We start from the raw sequence: 18,956 nt of genomic DNA, 5'->3' as shown, positions 1-18,956 counted from the left end.
CATAAGAACCGGTCTCGTGTCTTGAACCTCAACCGGAAGAAAGCTTGATCCGCATGGTCCGTTTCGCTGCCGCATTTGCCGTTCTGGTGTTTTTGCTGGCAACGGCAGGCGTCGGTCGGGCGGAGGAGGTCTTCTCCGCCTATCGCTCCGTCATCGATGTCGCAAAGGACGGCACGATGACGGTGACCGAGACGATCACGGCGACGGTCGAGGGCAACAAGATCCGCCGCGGCATCTATCGCGATATGCCTTTGACCTTCACCGACGCGAAGGGCAAGCGCAGCAAGGTCGATTTCAAGCTGCTCTCGGTCGAGCGTGACGGTGAGGAGGAGCCCTATCGCACCGAGACGATCAACGGCGGCATCCGCATCTACACCGGTTCGGCCGAGGTCTTTCTGGAGCGGGGCGAGCATACCTTCCAGTTCACCTACGAGACTGGCCGGCAGATCCGCTTCTTTGACGATCACGACGAACTCTACTGGAACGTCACCGGTACGGAGTGGGATTTCCCGATCGACGAGGCGAGTGCGACCGTGACGCTGCCGGAAGGCGTAAGGGCCGAAGCGCTCGATTACTTCACTGGCGGCTATGGCGCGACCGGCAAGGATGCGCGCGCATCCAGGGACGGCAGCGAAATCTTCTTTGCCACCACCCGACGTCTCGACCCGCGCGAAGGGCTGACGATCGCCATCAAGATGCCGAAGGGCAGCATCGACAGGCCCACCTCCAGCCAGGAAAATGCCTGGTGGCTGCACGACCATCTGGCGCTCGTCATCGCCGGTGCCGGCCTTGCCGTCGTCCTGCTTTACTATAGCCAGGCCTGGCTCAGGGCCGGGCGTGACCCGGACCGCGGCGTCATGGTGCCGCGCTGGGATCCGCCGGAGGGCATCTCACCGGCGCTCGTCAATTACATCGACAACAGGGGCTTTTCCGGTGAGGGCTGGACCGCGTTGTCGGCGGCAGCACTCAATCTCGCGGTCAAGGGCCACGTGGTTCTCGAAGACCTGAAGAACGCCATCGTCATTGCCGCCACCGGCAAGAAACCCGACGAAAAGCTGCCGACCGGCGAGGCGGCCGTGATGAAGGCGGTCAATGCCGCTGGCGGCAAGCTCACCATCGACCGCGCCCATGGCACACGGGTGCAGGCGACCGGCGCTGATTTCCGCAACGCCATGGAGCGCGAGCATCGCGGCAAGTACTACCACGCCAACAGCGGTTACATCGTCGCCGGTGTCATCCTTTCGGTGTTGGCGGTTGCGGCCGTGTTCCTGTTCGGGGATCTCAGCGAGGACAGCCTGCCGCTGGTGATCGTTCCTGTTTTCATCGCCTTCTTCGTCTCGATCCTCGCAGTCTCCTTCGGCAAGTCGCTTCGCCGCGAAAGGAGCCTGATGAGCCGGATCATGTCGATCGTCGTGGTCGCCTTCATCGGCTTCGTCGCCTTCACCATCTTCTCGACCATCCTTGCGGCCGTCTTCTATTCGGCAGCCGAAACCGACGAACTGCCGCTGCTCTTCGTGATCGGTGCGATCGTGCTCGTCAACGTGCTGTTCTTCTTCCTGATGGGTGCGCCGACGCCGCTCGGAACGCGGATGATGGATGGCATCGACGGGCTCAGGCAATACATGACGCTCGCCGAGAAAGACCGGATGAACATGCAAGGCGCGCCCGAAATGTCGCCCCGGCATTTCGAGACGCTGCTCCCTTACGCCGTGGCGCTTGGCGTCGAGAAGCCCTGGACCGAGACCTTCGATCGTTGGCTGCTTGCCGCGGCGGCTGGGGCGGCTGCGGCCGCTGCCTATCAGCCGGGCTGGTATCACGGTGACGGCTTCGGCTCGAGCACCTTCGGCGATCGCATCGGCGGTTTTGCCGGATCCATGGCCGACACGATGACGTCGTCGCTGCCGCCCCCACCCAAATCGTCATCGTCGGGCTTTTCTTCCGGCGGCGGCTTCTCCGGCGGCGGCGGTGGTGGCGGTGGTGGCGGCGGCTGGTAAATCCGCCTCGCACTTGCCCTTGGAAAACCAAATTCATCGCGGCGCTTGGTGACAATCTTGCCAGAGATTGCTAAGTCCGCCGCAACCGTCAGGAACAGAAAAAGTCACTCCCATGCCCGATCTTCTTATCGAACTCCGCTCCGAGGAAATTCCTGCCCGCCTGCAGCGCAAGGCGGCCGGCGACCTCAAGAAGCTGCTGACCGATGCCCTGGTCGAAGCGGGCCTGACCTATGAGGGTGCGCGCGAGTACTGGACACCGCGCCGGCTGACGCTTGACATCCGCGGCCTCAACGCCCGTTCCGCCGATGTTCGCGAAGAGCGCAAGGGTCCGCGCACCGACGCCAACGAGAAGGCGATCGAAGGCTTCCTGCGCGGCGCCGGCCTTTCCTCGATCAGCGAGGCGCACGTCCATAGCGACCCGAAGAAGGGCGACTTCTACGTCGCCCATATCGTCAAGCCGGGCCGTCCCGCCGAAGAGATCATCGCCGAGGCGATGCCGGATATCATCCGCAATTTCCCCTGGCCGAAGCCGATGCGTTCCGGCGTGGCATCGGCCAGGCCCGGCGCACTGCGCTGGGTCCGCCCGCTGCAGTCGATCGTCTGCACCTTCGGGTCGGAAACCGAGGAAACCCATGTGATCCCGTTTGAAGTCGACGGCATCGTCGCCTCGAACGTCACCTATGGTCACCGCTTCCATGCACCGGAAGCGATCACGGTTCGCCGCTTTGCCGACTATGCCGAGAAGCTGGAAAAGGCGAAGGTCGTTCTCGATGGCGAGCGCCGCAAGGAAATGATCCTGGCCGACGCCCGCAATGTCGCCTTCGCCAACGGCCTCGAGCTCGTCGAAGACGAAGGCCTGCTCGAAGAAGTCTCCGGCCTCGTCGAGTGGCCGCAGGTGCTGATGGGCAGCTTCGAGGAAGCCTATCTCGAAATCCCCTCGGAAATCATCCGACTGACGATCAAGACCAACCAGAAGTGCTTCGTCACCCGCGCGCCGGGCGCCGACACGCTCTCCAACAAGTTCATCCTGGTCTCGAACATCGAGGCGAAGGACGGCGGCAAGGAGATCGTGCATGGCAACGGCAAGGTCGTGCGCGCCCGTCTTTCGGACGCAGCGCATTTCTGGCACCGCGACCAGGGCAACTTGCCGGACCTCGAAACGCTGGAAGCATCCGCCAAGAAGTTCAATCTGGACCTCGGCAAGCCGCTCGATCAGCGCATGGCCAAGCTCGATGCGCTGAACGTTACCTTCCATGCCAAGCTCGGCACCCAGGGCGAACGCGTCGCCCGTATCCGCGCGCTTGCTGGTGAACTTGCCAAGGTCACCGGCGCCGACGCCAAGCTCGTCGACCGCGCCGTCGTGCTGGCCAAAGCCGATCTGCGCACTGAAGCCGTCGGCGAATTCCCTGAGCTTCAGGGCATCATGGGGCACAAGTACGCCCTGCTTCAGGGCGAGAACGGATCTGTCGCCACGGCGATCGAGGACCACTGGAAGCCGAATGGTCCCTCTGACCGTGCGCCTACCGATCCGGTGGCAGTGACCGTTGCGCTTGCCGACAAGCTCGACACGCTCGTCGGCTTCTGGGCGATCGACGAAAAGCCCACCGGTTCGAAAGACCCCTTTGCGCTGCGCCGCGCCGCACTCGGCGTGATCCGCCTGATCCTGGAAGGCAAGGCGCGCCTGGCGCTGTTGCCTGTATTCGAAACGGCACTCGTCGCCCTGCGCGCGCAGAAGCCGGCGCTTGCGGACGACATTTCGGCCGATCTGCTCTCCTTCTTCCATGATCGCCTCAAGGTCTATCTGCGCGACCTCGGCGCCCGTCACGACCTGATCGACGCCGTGCTGACGCCGGAAGCCGACGACCTGCTGATGATCGCCCGCCGCGTGGAAGCGCTGACCGCCTTCATCACCGACGAGGAAGGCCGCAACCTCTTGGCCGGCACCAAGCGCGCCACCCAGATCCTCGCAGCCGAAGAGAAGAAGGGCACCGCCGTCGCCGACGCCGTCGATGCCGGCCTCTTCCGTCTCGACGCCGAGAAGGCGCTGCACCAGGCTGTCGAAATTGCTTCGGCTGAAGCACGCGATGCGATCGCCAAGGAAGACTTCCGTTCGGCCATGGAAGCGCTGGCCAAGCTGCGCGAACCGGTCGACCAGTTCTTCAACGACGTACTCGTCAATGACGATGATGCGGCAATCCGTGCGAACCGTCTGGCGCTGCTCGGCCTGATCCGCTCGGCCACCGGCACGGTCGCGGACTTCTCGAAGATCGTCGGCTAAGGCCGGGTCGCCGCCGGGAGACCGGCGGCCTCACACCCGCGCACAAACGTTCAAGCGGCTCGCTGCCCGGCGACCTATATGCTGTCTCCATCACGCAAGATGGAGACAGCCGATGACTATCGCGACAAAGGCCTACAAGCCGATCAATTTTGCCGAAAAACTCTCGCTCTTCAGCGATCAATGGCAACCGCGCGTTCTTGCCGAACTCAACGACTACCAGTTCAAGATCGTGCGCATCGAGGGCGACTTCATCTGGCACGATCACAAGGATACCGACGAGGCCTTCATCGTCATCGAGGGCACGCTGCGGATCGATTTTCGCGACGGGTCCGTGACGCTCGGTCCCGGCGAAATGTACGTCGTGCCGAAGGGCGTCGAACACAAGCCCTATGCGGAGCACGAGGTGAAGATGCTCTTGATCGAGCCGCGCGGCACGCTCAACACCGGGCATGAGGGTGGCGAACGCACCGCGCAAAACGACCGCTGGATCTGATCCCTTGTCCGGGCACTGCGATCGCGCTTGCTGACCGGCAGGGCGCCGGAGTAGAGAAAGGCATGCCCGCAAAAATTCTCGTCAGCGCCTGCCTCATGGGCCATGCCGTCCGCTACGACGGCCAGTCGAAGCCGCTCCTGCACCCGGCGATAGACCGCTGGCGCGCGGAAGGCCGTCTCGTGACCATCTGTCCGGAAATGTCGGCCGGCATGCCGGTGCCGCGTCCGCCGGCCGAGATCGCCGCCGGCGCTGTCGGCAAGGACGTGCTCGCCGGCAAGGCGAGGGTGGTGGAGATAGACGGCGGCGACGTCACCGAGGGGGTCATACAGGCTGCCGAAAACGCTCTTTCGCTTGCCAGGCAAGCCGACTGTCGCTTCGCGCTCCTGATCGATGGCAGCCCGTCCTGCGGGTCGGGTTTCGTCTATGACGGGAGCTTTTCCGGCGCGCGCCATCCGGGTGAAGGCGTAACGGCCGCCTTGCTCCTCGCCAACGGCGTCGAAGTCTATTCTGACAGACAGATAGAGGCGCTGGTCACGCGGATCGATGAATTGGAAGGCTCGCAATAAAAAGATTGCGCCCCCGCTTCTCTCAGGGGCGCAATCTCTCGCTCTTACAGCGATACGCCCGTCAGCCTTTAAATGCAGGGGACGGCTGAGCGGGGCAGGGAACTTTCCCGATAGGTGATCAGTCTAGCCGAAGTTCGAGGGTGGACGGATCAAAATCCTGTGAGCTCTCGTCGGCCACGGGCACAGCCACCATGGACGCGCCGATCGGGGTCACCGCGGCGGTCTTTGCGGTCTGATCGATGGAAAGAAACTCCGGCCTGGAAGCCTGCGGGTTCTGGTCGTTTGCGATGTTCGAGACGGTCACCGTTGCAGCATCGTCGGTTTCGGCCGCGGCCGTCTTGATCATCTCGTGGGACGGCTTGCTGACGAACACCACCGGCGATCCGCCGAGCCAGGCCTCGGTGCGCACCATCTTCATCTCGCCGTTGATTTTCTTGAGCTCGATCGTCTCGTCGCCCGCCGCGATCGTCGGGACGACGTAAGTGACCTTCTTCCGCGACTGCAACGGCGGGCAATCGGCGCAGGAAACCGTGGAGACGCTGGCATTGTCGGTCGTGCCGGAGGCGATCGCTTCGATCGACGACGCCGCGGCGTTGCCAGCAGCAAGCCCAAGGACGGTGGTGATCAGCAACAGGCGCATCGTTTTTCTCCCGGATCGGTACCGGCGAGAATATGCACGCTCCCTTACTTTCCCGTCAGGAGAATTGGTAAAAATAGAATGATCCGCGAATTGACCGGTTTCCAGTCAGGCCTTCTCGCGCGCAACCGCGCGCCAGCCGATATCGTGCCGGTAGAAGCCGTTGTCCCAGGAAACGGCCGACAGCGCCGCGTAGGCCCTGTCCTTGGCCGTGCCGGCACTTGCCCCTGTCGCCGTGATGTTGAGCACACGGCCACCGGTTGCGACCAGGCCTCCGTCCTTCATCGCTGTGCCGGCGTGGAACACCTTGGTGGTGTCGGATGCTGCGGGGAGGGCGTCAATCGGCGTGTTCTTCGCGTAGCTGCCCGGATAGCCCTTGGAGGCCATCACGACGGTCAGCGCCGTCTCGTCGCGCCATTCCACAGTCATGCCGGCGAGCGTGCCGGTCGCCGCGGCATAGAGAAGCGGCAGAAGATCGCTCTTCATGCGCATCATCAGCACCTGGCATTCCGGGTCGCCGAAGCGGACGTTGTATTCGATGAGTTCCGGTCCTTTGGCGGTGATCATCAGCCCGGCAAAGAACACGCCGGAGAAGGGATGGCCGCTTTCCGCCATGCCGCGCATCGTCGGCTCGATGATTTCCTTCATCGTGCGCTCGATCATCTCTGACGTCATGACCGGGGCCGGCGAGTAGGCGCCCATGCCGCCGGTGTTCGGTCCGGTATCGCCGTCGCCGACGCGCTTGTGGTCCTGGGCCGACGCGAGCGCCAGCGCCGTTTTGCCGTCTGAGAGGCAGAAGAAGCTTGCCTCCTCGCCATCGAGATAGGCTTCTACGACCACTTCGGCGCCGGCGGCGCCAAAGGCGCCGGCGAAACAGTCGTCGACGGCGGCGAGCGCCTCGTCGAGCGTCATAGCGACGGTGACACCCTTGCCGGCGGCGAGACCATCGGCCTTGATGACGATCGGTGCGCCCTGTTCACGCACATAGATCTTGGCGCTCTCCGCATCGGTGAAGCGGCCATAGGCGCCGGTCGGAATATCGTAGCGGGCGCAGAGATCCTTGGTGAAGCCCTTGGAGCCTTCAAGCTGGGCGGCGGAGGCAGAGGGGCCGAAGACGGCGATATCGGCTGCGCGCAGCACGTCGGCGATACCGGCGACCAGTGGACCCTCAGGTCCGACCACGACGAAATCGATCGCCTCCTTGCGGCAGAAGTCGGCGACCGCTGCATGGTCGTCCGTGTCGAGCGCGATGATTTCCGCTTCTTCGGCGATGCCGGGATTGCCCGGTGCGGCATAAAGCTTCGTCAGTTTCGGCGACTGCGCGATCTTCCATGCAAGGGCGTGTTCGCGCCCACCCGATCCGATCAGAAGAACCTTCATTGCAGCCCCCGATATCCCGAAAAATGTTGCGCTGCGGTTAGGACGGCAGGGCGGCAAGGTCAAGGGAAAACGGGAGTTCGGGCGGCGATTCTCGCAATCGCCACCATCTCAGGCGATGGCCTGGCGGCTCTGTTGCTCGTCCAGCGCTTCGTCGTGCGCATAACGCGCGGTGCGTGTCAGCGCCCAGATCGCCAGATCCTCGATCGGCAGCGGCTTGCTGATGAGGTAGCCCTGGAACAGGTCGCAGCCGGCAGCCGTCAGCATGGAGAGTTTCTCCGGCGTGTCGATGCCTTCGCCGACGACCGCGACGTCCTTGGCGTGGCAGAGCGCGATCAGCGCCTTCAATACCGGCAGGGAATGCGACGCGGTGAGGTTCGACACCAGCGCCCGGTCGAGCTTGATGGTATCGGCGGTGTATTCGATGATCTGCTGCACGGACGTGTAGCCGGCGCCGAAATCGTCGATCGAAAGCCGGAAGCCGTTCTGGCGGAGCGCATCGATGTTGCGGCGAAGCTGGTCGCTGAACTTGACGGCGAAGGTTTCGGTAAGCTCGATCTCGATCGAGCGTGCCTCCAGCCCATGCCGTTCCAGGCAGTCGGCGAAGTGGTCGGCGATCGCCTTGGAATGCAGTTCGGCCGAGGAAATGTTGATGGCGAGCACTGTTTCGGGGCCGAACAGGGCCTTCAACTGGCCGCAGTCGGACATCGCCTTGTTGATCACCCACCAGTCGATCTTGGTGAAGAGCCCTGAGCTTTCGGCGATCGGCACGAATTCATCCGGGGTGACATTGCCGAGCACCGGCGAGTACCAGCGCAGCAGCGCCTCGCAGCCGGTGACCCGGCCCTCGGTATCGACCATCGGCATGTAGACGAGGTGGAACTGTTCGTCCGGATCGAGCGAGCGCAGCTCGTCCTGGATCTGGCGCAGCCGCGTGCGCTTGTCGTGAAGCGCGCGCGAGTAGCGGGCGGAGCGGTTCTTGCCGCTGGTCTTGGCCTGATACATTGCCGCATCGGCATTCGCGATCAGTTCGGTGAGGTTGGTGGCGTCATCCGGGCAGATCGCAGCGCCGATGCTTGCGGTCACCGGATAACGCTTGTCGGAGACTTCGAAGCCGTCCTCGAACAGCGAGAGGATGGCGCCCGAGATTTCCCGGACCGTTCCGTCGCCCGGGCGCGAGCGCACCAGCACGGCGAATTCGTCGCCCGAAAGGCGCGCGAGGATCGCCGGCCTTTGGCCGCGGCGCTCGGTGATCACGTCGACCCGCTCGGCGATGCGGGCCGCCAAGGTTTTCAGGAGTTCGTCGCCGATCTCGTGACCATGCTTGTCGTTGACGAACTTGAAGTTGTCGATGTCGATGAACAGCAGGCTGCACTTCTCGCCGGCCGCGATCGCCTCGCGAACGACGCCGGCGGCGAGTGCGTTGAAGTGGCCACGGTTGCTGATCCCGGTCAGCGTATCGGTCCAGGAGCTGCGCTGCACGAGCTTCAGCGATTGCACCGACTGGCGGTGCAGTTCGCGGATGTTTTCGGTGAGGCGCCCGATCTCGCCCTTTTCTTCCATATCGCGGATTTCGTCGCGCGCACCCACCATCACGGCCATCACATTTGCGTCGAGAGTGGCGATCGGATCGGTGATGAAGCGGCGGATCAACATGATGATCAGCCAGATCGAGAACAGGCTCATGGCGACGGCGCCGAGCGCCAGCAGGATTTTCTGCCGCGCCATCAGCGCGTCGAAATGCTCGCTCGAAACGGTGAGCGTCGCATAGAGCGAAGGTCCGAGATGCACGCTTGCCGAAAGGTCGTCGGTGATGGCCTGCGGCCAGGGCTGCAGAACGATGTCGGATCCGTATTCCTTTTTCAGCGCCTGCTGCATGTCGAGGAAGCGGTCGGGCTGGATCGCGACCTGGACGAGCAGGGCGTTCGATTTCTTGCTCGGCAACGGCCGGGTAAAGGCAATGGGGTCGAGGAAGAAGGAATAGACGATGCGCGGTCTCTGGCCCGCTTCGTAGAGATAGGTCCAGTCGGCGAGCTTGTCTTCGCGGATCAGCCGGCGGGCGAGGTTGAGCTGTGCCTCGTCGATCTCGGCGAACGGATCCCAGCTGTTTTCAAAATAGTATTCGGACTTGAGTTCCGAACTCAGAAGCGCGAGCGAAACATAGCCCGTCGGATCGTCGAGCAGCGATTTGACGCTCTCCTGCAGCCGGACGCCGAGCGCATTGGCCCTGTAGCTCGCATCGGTTTCGGACACGTACTGGCGCAGCGAATTGCCGTTCAGCAGCGCATTGAGAAAGCCCTTGCTGCGGCCGATCTCGTTCTGGAAGACGGCGGCCGCATGTTCAAGGCGCTGCGACAGCTTGGCATGCTCGAGCGCGCGAATGGAGCGGCTCTGCGTGACGTGGACCGAGACCGCCGCCAGCAGATAGCCGGCAAGCACCACGGGAAAGATCAGGATGAGCGCGCGTTTGCCGAGGTTCACTGGAAATTCGCCAATGTGCTGATGATACGCCGGCGCAGTTGCACCGACTCTGTGGACAGTTCCTGTTGATACTGGCTCTTGGCCAGAATGTCGGGCGAGGGGTAGATCGCCGGGTCGGAGCGAACCTCTTCCGGCAGGAGTGCGTGGGCCGCCCGGCTTGCCGTCGGCATGTTGAGCGCCAGCGCGTTGGCGGCGGCACTTCCTGGCGAACCGAGATAGTCGAGCAGCGCCAGCGCCCGATCCTTGTTTTGCGAATTGGCAACGACGGACATGCAGTCGAGCCAGGAGAGTGTGCCTTCCTTCGGAACCGCATAACGCCACACGCCAGGGGTGCCGGCCTTGGTGTTCAGCACGTGCTGGTCGCCGCTGTAGCCGAGCGCCATGTAGATGTCCTTGCTGACTGCAGGGTTCTGGATCGCGCTGATGATGTATTCGTAGGTGAGCACCGAAGGGGCCTGTTCCTTCATCAGCGTAAAGGCGGCCTTCAGCGTGCTGCTGTCGTTGGTATTGATCGATTGGCCGAGCAGCATCAACGGGGCGACGAAGGCCTCGTTGTGGTCGTCGTACATGGCCACATGCTTGGCAAGCGCAGCGGCAGGGCGCATCAGATCCTGCCAGGAGGTCGGCGCTTCGGCTAAGACGTCGGAACGGTAGAGAATGCCCATCGTACCCCAGAGATAGGGCAGGCCCCGGCCGGAGCAGCGCTTGCGCCAGCTCTCGTCATAGTCCCTGAGCGAGGCGACGTTGGTCTCGTCGATTTTTTCGAGAACGCCCTTGCGACCGAAGAGGGCGGCGCTGTTTTCGCCGGTCACCACCAGGTCGACGCGGCTGTTCGGATCGGCCAGCACCTCGTCGCGGGTATCGCCGCTGTCGTAATAGACCTGGTGCACTGACACGCCTGTAATCGACGACCAGCGGTCGAGGATCTTCTGGTCGATATAGGATTCCCAGATGAGCAGGTTCAGGGTCTCGGCCGGTGCCGCCGTTGCAAAGAGCAACGTCGCCAGTAAGGCCGGAATCGCCGTTCGCCCCTGCATTGTGTACCCCTGCCCAAGCCCGTCAGACGACCGTAGCGCGCAAAAATTGATGAATGATTACGTAGGGCTGCGACGAGTGGCCGGGGTGCCGCGTGCCGTTTGCCGAGCAGAAGAAAACCGGGCGCCGCATGGCGGCGCCCTGTCCGATTTTCTGTTTTTTCTGCCGGAGCGGCTATCGCGTCGGGATCTTCGGCAGGAGGATCGTCAGGATGCCGAGCAGCGGCAGATAGGAGCAGATCGTGTAGACGAACTCGATGCCCTGCCGGTCGGCGAAGATGCCGAGTACGGCAGCGCCCATACCGCCGAAACCGAAGGCGAACCCGAAGAAGACGCCGGCAATCAGTCCGACGCGACCGGGAACCAGCTCCTGGGCGAAGACGACGATCGCCGAGAAGGCCGAGGAGAAGATCAGGCCGATGATGACGGAGAGCACGCCGGTCCAGAAGAGGTTCGCATAGGGCAGCATCAGCGCGAAGGGGATGACGCCGAGGATCGAGAACCAGATGACGAAGCGGGCGCCGTAGCGGTCGCCGATCGGGCCGCCGAGGAAGGTCCCGGCTGCGGCAGCGCCCAGGAACAGGAACAGCATCAACTGCGCCTGCTGTACGTCGATACCAAATTTCTCGATGACGAAGAAGGTGAAGTAGCTGGAGATGCTCGCCATGTAGACGTTCTTGGTGGCCGTCAAAAGCACGAGCACGGCAACAGCCCACATCACCCGGCCCTTCGGCAGAGGCAGCGCCCGGCTCGGCGCAGCGCGGCTCATGGTCGTGCGGCGATGGCGGACATACCAGGTGCTGACCCAGGAGAGCACGAAGAAGCCGATGATCGCGACGATCGAGAACCAGCTGAGGCTGCCCTGGCCGAAGGGGATGACGATGAAGGCGGCGAGCAGCGGACCCATGGCGCTGCCGGCATTGCCGCCCACCTGGAACAGCGACTGCGCCAGGCCATGGCGGCCGCCGGAGGCGAGGCGCGCGATGCGGGAGGACTCCGGATGGAAGATCGCCGAGCCGACGCCGATCAGGCTGGCAGCAACCAGAAGGACCCAGAAATCATGCGCATTTGCGAGCAGGATCAGGCCGCTGCAGGTCGACAGCATGGCAAGCGGCAGGGAATAGGGCAGGGCCCAGCGGTCGGTGATGATGCCGACGGCCGGCTGCAGCATCGATGCCGTCAGCTGGAAGGTAAAGGTCAGGAGGCCGATCTGCACGAAGTCGAGCGAGTAGTTCGCCTTCAGCAGCGGATAGAGTGCCGTCAGCAGCGACTGCATGATGTCGTTCAGCATATGGCAGAAGCTGACTGCCAGGATGACGGAGAAAGCCGTCTTCTCCGGGGAGATCCCGGAAGTTGAAGTCACGGTAGACATGGGTGATTCCTTGCCGTCTCGAAGGTTGTGTGCGGCGTGGCCTATCTCTACTGAGGTTGCGGTTGGCCTGCTTTTGTGATCTGGTCGATTTCTTTCGTGAGTGGGCCAAATGCCGATCCGCCGATATCCGCTGCCGCAGCTTCCCGATGACGATCACTTCCGGAACCTCGACTGGGTCGAGACGGGAAACGCCCCGGTGCTCGCGCTCGGACGGGATTACAATGCCGGCCTCCTCGTGCCTTTTCACAAACACACCCGGACCCAGCTGTGGTGGGCGCGCGGCGGCGTCGTGCTGATGCGCACCGAGCGCGGGCGGTGGATGGTGCCGCCCGGCCACGCTTTGTTGATCCCGGCGGGCGTGGAGCATTCGGCCGAGATGATCAGCGACGTGCGCATGCACTCGATCTATTTCGCGCCGGACCTTTTGCGCGCCGAGCGGCCGATGGTCATGGAAATCAACCCGCTGGCCGGCAGCCTCGTCGATGCGCTCGTCAGCGTAGAGAACGAGGCGATGTCGGAGCGGCGCGAACAACTGGTGACTGATCTGCTTTTGGAGGAAATCGGCCGGCTGCAGGAGCGCCCACTCGGCCTGCCGTTCCCGCGCGACGAAAAGCTTGCGGCGCTCTGCCGGCAATTCCTGCAGGCGCCGTCGGCGGCCGCAAGCATCGACCAGTGGGCCGACAGGCTGGGTCTCAGCCGCCGCTCGTTCACGCGGCTGTTTCGCAACGAGACGGGCGTCAGCTTCGTCACCTGGCGCCAGCAGGCCTGCATCTTCGCCTCGCTGCCGCTTCTGGCCGACGGCGAGCCGATCATCAATGTGGCGCTTGATGCCGGTTATGAGAACGTCGCTGCCTTTACGACGATGTTCCGCCGCATGCTCGGCAGCCCGCCGAGCGTCTATCTGAAGACCTATCTCGGCCAGTGACCGCGGGCAGCTACGGCGCTCATGGGAAACGAAAGCTGAATTGACCTGGTTAACGGAATCGTAGGAACAAGGGCCAATAACTCGCCCTGTGCCGTTCCTGCCCACTCCCTCCTTCGGCCCGACGGCACGGCCAATTTCGCCCCGGCGAATGAATCTTCCGGAGTTGTTTCTTGCGTATCCGTTCTCTTGTTTTCCTTTCTGGAACCCTTTTGCTGTCGGCAAATGCCGCCTCCGCCGGTGACGGCCAACATTTCTGGTCCGGTGACTGGTACCTGAAGGTCGGCGCCACCGGCTTTTACGGCCCGAAATACGAAGGCGCTTCCAAGCGCATGTTCCAGGCGGCCCCGCTGATCTCGCTCGGCAAGGCCGGCAGCACGGTCCGCTTCTCCTCGCGCAACGACAACATGTCCTATGCGCTGGTCGACCAGGGCAGCTTCCGCGCCGGTCTCGTCGGAAAGCTGATTTTCGAACGCGATGCCGGCACGTCCAGCGACCTCAAGGGACTTGATCCGGTCAAGTTCGGCGGTGAAGCCGGCGGCTTTGCCGAGGTCTACCCGACCGACTGGCTGCGTGTGCGCGCCGAAGTCCGCCAGGGTATCCGCAGTCACCACGGCGTCGTTGCCGATGTCGCGGCGGACGCCTTTGCCGATGTCAGCAGCAATGTCCGCATTTCCGGCGGCCCGCGCCTGTCGGCAGCCAGCAGCGGCTACTACACGGCCTACTACGGCGTGAATGATCGCGAGGCGACGGCCTCCGGTCTCAGCAACTATACCCCGCATGGCGGCGTCGGCTCGGCCGGTGTCGGTGCTGCGATCACTTGGCAGGCAACCGAAAAGCTCGAGACGAGCGCCTATGCCGAATACAAGCGCCTGCTTGGCCCGGCGGCCGATTCCAGCCTCGTTCGCGAACGCGGCAGCCGCAACCAGGTTCTCGTCGGTCTGTCGGCCACCTACCGCTTCGACTTCACGCTTCCCTGATCAGGCGTTTTCCTCCCGTGGTCGGCGGCGATCTCGCCGCTTGACCGGCCGGGCCTGCGGCGTCAAACAGGGATATGAACACAATCTCTGCCGATTCCGGCCGCGTTCAGGACGCGCCGTCCAACAACTGGGTCTATCGCGTGCTGCCGCGTGCGCTCTGGCCCTATGCGCAGCTTGCCCGCTGGGACCGTCCGATCGGCTGGCAATTGCTGCTGCTGCCTTGCCTCTGGTCCGTGGCCCTGGCGTCGGGTGTGTCGGCGAGTGCCGGTCAATTCTCCTTCGGCCGCTTCCTGTTCCATTGCTTCCTGTTCACTGTCGGCGCCATCGCCATGCGTGGTGCTGGCTGCACCTACAACGATATCGTCGATCACGACATCGACATGGAGGTTGCCCGTACCCGCTCGCGGCCGCTGCCGTCGGGGCGTGTCTCGCGCCTTCAGGCCAAGGTGTTCACGGTGCTGCAGGCACTTGTCGGCCTTGTCGTGCTGCTGCAGTTCAACACCTTCTCGATCGTGCTCGGCATCCTGTCGCTGGCGATCGTCGCGATCTATCCCTTCGCCAAGCGGTTTACCGACTGGCCGCAGTTCTTTCTGGGATTGGCGTTTTCCTGGGGCGCGCTGATGGGCTGGGCGACCGAATTCGGCACGTTGTCGGTTGCCGCCGTTCTGCTTTACGGCGCGGCCATCGCCTGGACGATCGGTTACGACACGATCTACGCTTACCAGGACAAGGAGGACGATGAACTGATCGGCGTGCGCTCGACGGCGCGGCGTTTCGGTGAAAACCCGCGCCCCTGGCTGATCGGCCTTTATGGCATCGCGACGCTGCTCGTCCTTCTGTCGTTCGTCGCAGCCGGCGCCGGTGCCGTCGCCTATGTCGGCCTCCTGATTGCAGCAGCGATGCTGACCTATCAGATCCTCGTCCTGAACATCCATGATCCTGCACAGTGCCTGGCGCTGTTCAAGTTCAACAGCATCGTCGGTCTGATCGTCTTCGCCGGGCTGGTGCTGGCGCTTCTCCTGCGCCTGATATGAAAAATCCTCCGTTGCGGCGGAGGATCGTCTTCATTGCCCCATGGTCGGCCCGCCTGTTGCGGGCCGCAAAAATCTCAGGCCCAGCTGATGTCGCGGGCGGCCTTGCGCTTCCTCGCCTCGTGACGCGCACGGAAGCTGGACAGGACGGCGGCAACGACTGAGGCGATGTGCTTGCGCATCGGGTTTCTCCTTCTTTCGTGGTCTTGGCTATGCAGCCCATATGGCACGAAGAAGGCGACGCAACTGTTTCCGGGGGAACATTCGGTAAATCGTCGGGGGAGGCGGCGACGACCCCAGTGCATGCGTGCACGAAGAAAATGTCCCGACAGATCTGACCTCGCCAAACGCGACAGCCGGCCGCAGGGAACGGCCGGCTGTCGCGCTGGAGGTAGGCTCTTCAATCAGCTGCGGGCGATGATCTCGCGCCCGTCGATCTTCATGTGTACGCCAAGCGTGCCGGTGGAGCGGCGCACGAGGAAGCGCGGGCGGCGCTCTGCGAAGAAGGAGTGGCGGCGGCGCGGCTTGACGGGCGCGGTGCGCACGTCGCCAAGGTGCTCTTCGAGCGGCCTTGCCACGCCATCCGCTTCGACCATGAGCATCGGAATGCGATAAGCTTCTGCCCAGGCGCGCCAGTCGGCTGCGATGTCGGACAGGTCGTGTGCGACGAGCAGCGGGACACAGAGGTCCGGGTCGTCGTGATGAAGTTCCAGCGTCACTGTAACGTCTCCGTCGCCGTGATCGATCGCGCGAGCCGCGACCCCCTTGAATGCGCGCGCCGGCAGTGCGATCGAAAGCGGCAGGCCGCTCGATGGTAGCACCTTGCGCAGAACCGCGCCACGCTCGTCCAGGCTGATCGTGACATTACCGGTGTGACCGCGCAAGGCGTAGCTCGCCTGCTGTGGAAAGCGCTGCGGATCAAGACGGAGCGTGTTTTCGACCCATGCGGGTTGAGAGAGTGTGTTGCGCATTTCAATCGCCCTTGTTTTTCCTTGAGAGCCGGTTTCCGGTCTTCTCGTCGGGACTTTTCGTCCTCTATGAGCGGGAGAATAGGCGGCGCCCTTTCCGAACGACTTAAAATTCGCGGTTAAGAAAACTTTGCGTTTCTCGATGGTTAGCAAAAGCCGACCGGTCAGGGTTTCCGTTTCGTCAACAGCGCGGCCGCATTCGTTCGGATCAGGCGCACCTTTGCCGTCGTTCGACCTGCCGGGAAAAGCCACACGCAAGCCAGTCCTGCAATCATGACGCGTCAGAATTCTGTTTCGGGGCTCGGGTCCAGCCTGTCCCCATGGGTAACCGACAAGGCGCCAGGGCATGGTATCGACCTATCTCGACTACAGTCGCATCACGCGGGACATGAGGAGCAGCCTCAACCGCATTGCCCAGCAGCCGCAGATCGCGCGCGAAGCGGAGTATTATAAAGAGAACATCGGCAGCGTGAAAACTGTCGAGGAGTTTCTGAACGACTATCGACTCTACTCATACGCGATGAAAGCGCATGGCCTGGAGGACATGACCTATGCCAAGGCCTTCATGCGCAAGGTGCTGGAAAGCGATCTTTCGGACGAAAGCAGCTTTGCCAACCGTCTCACCGATGAACGCTACCGCAACTTCGCGCAGGCCTTCAGCTTCAGCTCGTCGAAGCCGGTGGCTCAAACCAACGCACAGCAGGATGCGCTGATCGGTCTCTACAACGAGCGGATCGCCAGCCTCGACACGGCCATGCGCGGAGAGATGGCCTATTTTGGCGCGGCCATGGATCTCGTCACCGATGTCGACAAGTTCCTCGGCAACGAACGACTGCGTTCGTTTGCTTTCACCGTCTTCGATATTGACCCGAAGACGTTCAACTACACCGAGGTCCGCGACGCGCTGACCAGCGACCCTGCCGCTCTGACCGCAAGCCGCACGGCCGCTGTGACGAGGCGGGAAGAAGCGCTCAAGCTGCAGACTGACCTTCAGACGCGGCTCAAGTCCCTCGGGGAGATTAACAGGCTGACGTCCGAACTGGCGGAGGCGCCCGCTGCCGACAAGCCGGCGATTCAGGCCAAGATCGACGAGCACAACGCGATCGTCGCCGATCTCGATGCCAAGCTTCCGCCACGCGACCAGGCGCCCGCGCTGCTCGCATCGCTCGGCGAGGAATTGAACACGCTGAACGGGCGCATCCGCAATCTCGAAACCTACATCAAGTTGGCGGAAACCTTTAACTTCAACGCTGATGGCAGCGTGCCGGCCGGCGAAAAGGCGATAAGCGACGCAAAGAAGACGGAACTCAACAACATCTACGTCTTCAAGAAACCGGGCGAAACGCCGCTCGGCGGCGCGCGCCTGACCGGCGCCGGGGCACTGTTGAACAAGGAATATTACGAAGGCAAGATCGCCGGCGTCACCAGCATCTCCGAGCTGACCAGCGACAGCCGGCTGTTCAACTACCTCGTCACGGCCTTCGGCCTCAAAGCGTCGACGACCGTGCCGTCGACGATCGAAAACATCCTCACCAGCGACATCAACGACCCGAACAGCTACGTCAACACGCAGGGCGGCGAGTACAATGCCGCCTTTAAGGAAATGCACAAAGCCTTCAACTTCCGGCCCGACGGCACGCTGCAGCCCGGCAAGACGGCGCAGGACGCCGATCAGTTGAAGAAGACGTCCGACGGCTACATGGTCCGCTACAATGACAAGGGCGATGCCGAAGACGAAGCCTTGGTCAAGCGCTTCAAGCTGCTGGTCAATTCGATGGAGTCGGTCGACAAGCTGCTGGCCGACAATGGCGTACTGAAGTTCACGCTCAGCGCCTTCGGTCTCGAAGACGAGGGCCTGAGCAAGCGTGATCTGAAGCGCATTCTGACGAGCGATCTCAACGATCCCAGAAGCTACGTCAACACGCTGCGCGACGAACGCTACGTCAAGCTCGTGAAAGCGTTCAACTTCAATCCGGACGGGACTCTCGGCGCACCAAAACTCGCCCAGAGCGACGGCGACATCATGAATACGGCGCGGGCCTATATCGTCGCCAAGTCCCGCTTCGGCACGGACGACGAGAAGAAGATCGCGAAGGAAAAGGCCCAGGAAGAAGCCAAATATTACACCTCCGAGATCGCGAAGATCGAAACGCTGGATGCCTTCCTCAAGAACCGCCGGCTGGTCGACATGGTTCTCGTCGGCGCAGGTATCGATCCGGAGACGGTCAAGTCCGACTATCTCAGGAGTATGTTTACGTCGGATCTCGAAGATCCGAAGAGCTTCATCAACACCGACCCGAATGGGCTGAAGTATCGCGAGATCGTCTCGTCCTTCAACTTCGACAAGGACGGCAAGATCGTCAGGGGCGAGGCAGGGCAGATCCAGACCCGCCGCGGTCTCGTCACCACCGTTGATCTCTTCCTCAATCAGTCGCTCGAAGAGAAGGAGGGCGCCGATAACGGCGGCATTCGCCTGGCGCTCTATTTCAAGCGCAAGGCCTCGGACATCAACACGGCCTACGACATCCTGGCCGATCGCGCCCTGTTCGAGGTCATCAAGACCGCCTACAGCATGCCGGAGGGCTTGCAGAACGCCAAGATTGAGGCCCAGGCGGCCTTTATCGAGCGCACCGTCAACATCAAGGAACTGCAGCAGCCGGGTCAGCTTGAGAAGCTTCTGCAACGCTTCACGGCGCTCTACGACGTCGAGAACAACCAGGATGTATCGCCCGGTCTCGCGATTCTGACTGGCGGCGGCAGCGCTGGCGTCAGTGCCGAGACCTTGCTGTCGCTCTCGCAATTGCGCGCAGGCGGCCGCTGACG

The 18,956-nt window shown here is 62.8% G+C and carries 14 protein-coding genes; 8 read left to right on the top strand and 6 right to left on the bottom strand.

Going from position 1 to position 18,956, the window contains the following annotated elements; all coding sequences use genetic code 11:
* The first annotated feature begins 53 nt into the window (after positions 1–53).
* The 4 genes from BLU15_RS07325 to BLU15_RS07310 all read left to right on the top strand — a co-directional run bounded on the left by BLU15_RS07325 (position 54) and on the right by BLU15_RS07310 (position 5,331).
* Complete coding sequence (locus BLU15_RS07325) at positions 54–1,994, top strand: DUF2207 domain-containing protein (RefSeq protein ID WP_089044745.1); 1,941 nt, start codon at positions 54–56, stop codon at positions 1,992–1,994.
* A 112-nt stretch (positions 1,995–2,106) separates the two neighbouring features.
* On the top strand, positions 2,107–4,272 hold the full coding sequence (glyS, locus tag BLU15_RS07320) for a glycine--tRNA ligase subunit beta (protein WP_060516363.1): 2,166 nt from the start codon (positions 2,107–2,109) through the stop codon (positions 4,270–4,272).
* A gap of 112 nt (positions 4,273–4,384) precedes the next feature.
* The gene (locus BLU15_RS07315) at positions 4,385–4,765 is read left to right on the top strand and encodes a cupin domain-containing protein (protein WP_090294844.1); all 381 of its coding nucleotides are present in this window, start codon (positions 4,385–4,387) and stop codon (positions 4,763–4,765) included.
* A gap of 62 nt (positions 4,766–4,827) precedes the next feature.
* Positions 4,828–5,331, top strand: a complete 504-nt coding sequence (locus BLU15_RS07310; RefSeq protein ID WP_090294842.1) for a 2-thiouracil desulfurase family protein — start codon at positions 4,828–4,830, stop codon at positions 5,329–5,331.
* Between the two features lie 118 nt (positions 5,332–5,449).
* On the opposite strand, the gene BLU15_RS07305 is transcribed toward BLU15_RS07310, so the two are convergent.
* The 5 genes from BLU15_RS07305 to BLU15_RS07285 all read right to left on the bottom strand — a co-directional run bounded on the left by BLU15_RS07305 (position 5,450) and on the right by BLU15_RS07285 (position 12,232).
* Entirely contained in the window at positions 5,450–5,971 is a 522-nt protein-coding gene (locus tag BLU15_RS07305; protein WP_089044748.1) for a plant virulence effector HPE1-like domain-containing protein, read from the bottom strand.
* A gap of 105 nt (positions 5,972–6,076) precedes the next feature.
* Positions 6,077–7,348 carry a phosphoribosylamine--glycine ligase gene (gene purD, locus BLU15_RS07300; protein ID WP_090294841.1) on the bottom strand — a complete coding sequence of 424 codons (1,272 nt, stop codon included), beginning with the start codon at positions 7,346–7,348 and terminating at the stop codon, positions 6,077–6,079.
* A 108-nt stretch (positions 7,349–7,456) separates the two neighbouring features.
* The gene (locus BLU15_RS07295; protein ID WP_060584114.1) at positions 7,457–9,826 is read right to left on the bottom strand and encodes a putative bifunctional diguanylate cyclase/phosphodiesterase; all 2,370 of its coding nucleotides are present in this window, start codon (positions 9,824–9,826) and stop codon (positions 7,457–7,459) included.
* Positions 9,823–10,863, bottom strand: coding sequence for an ABC transporter substrate-binding protein (locus tag BLU15_RS07290; protein ID WP_090294839.1), 1,041 nt, complete (start codon positions 10,861–10,863; stop codon positions 9,823–9,825). Before BLU15_RS07290 ends, BLU15_RS07295 begins: the two co-directional genes overlap by 4 nt.
* Before the next feature lie 172 nt (positions 10,864–11,035).
* Positions 11,036–12,232, bottom strand: a complete 1,197-nt coding sequence (locus BLU15_RS07285) for an MFS transporter (RefSeq protein ID WP_060516356.1) — start codon at positions 12,230–12,232, stop codon at positions 11,036–11,038.
* A gap of 109 nt (positions 12,233–12,341) precedes the next feature.
* Between BLU15_RS07285 and BLU15_RS07280 the strand changes: the two genes are divergently transcribed.
* The 3 genes from BLU15_RS07280 to ubiA all read left to right on the top strand — a co-directional run bounded on the left by BLU15_RS07280 (position 12,342) and on the right by ubiA (position 15,168).
* A complete protein-coding gene (locus BLU15_RS07280; RefSeq protein WP_034801113.1) occupies positions 12,342–13,157 on the top strand; it encodes an AraC family transcriptional regulator in 816 nt (271 codons plus the stop codon).
* A gap of 170 nt (positions 13,158–13,327) precedes the next feature.
* Positions 13,328–14,134 (top strand): MipA/OmpV family protein, encoded by an 807-nt coding sequence (locus tag BLU15_RS07275; RefSeq protein ID WP_051659573.1) that lies wholly within the window; start codon positions 13,328–13,330, stop codon positions 14,132–14,134.
* 74 nt (positions 14,135–14,208) lie between these two features.
* On the top strand, positions 14,209–15,168 hold the full coding sequence (gene ubiA / locus BLU15_RS07270; RefSeq protein ID WP_090294838.1) for a 4-hydroxybenzoate octaprenyltransferase: 960 nt from the start codon (positions 14,209–14,211) through the stop codon (positions 15,166–15,168).
* Positions 15,169–15,569: 401 nt separating this feature from the next.
* Here the strand turns inward: ubiA and BLU15_RS07265 are convergent, their stop codons facing one another.
* A complete protein-coding gene (locus BLU15_RS07265; protein WP_034801118.1) occupies positions 15,570–16,136 on the bottom strand; it encodes a DUF6101 family protein in 567 nt (188 codons plus the stop codon).
* 343 nt (positions 16,137–16,479) lie between these two features.
* Between BLU15_RS07265 and BLU15_RS07260 the strand changes: the two genes are divergently transcribed.
* Positions 16,480–18,954 (top strand): DUF1217 domain-containing protein, encoded by a 2,475-nt coding sequence (locus tag BLU15_RS07260; RefSeq protein WP_034801120.1) that lies wholly within the window; start codon positions 16,480–16,482, stop codon positions 18,952–18,954.
* Positions 18,955–18,956: the final 2 nt, after the last annotated feature.

Origin of the sequence: Ensifer sp. YR511, from assembly GCF_900103045.1 — a bacterium.
GTDB classification, from domain to species: Bacteria; Pseudomonadota; Alphaproteobacteria; order Rhizobiales; family Rhizobiaceae; genus Ensifer; species Ensifer adhaerens.
The sequence above is the reverse complement of the archived record's forward strand: the minus strand, read 5'-3'. Positions and strand labels throughout refer to the sequence as shown.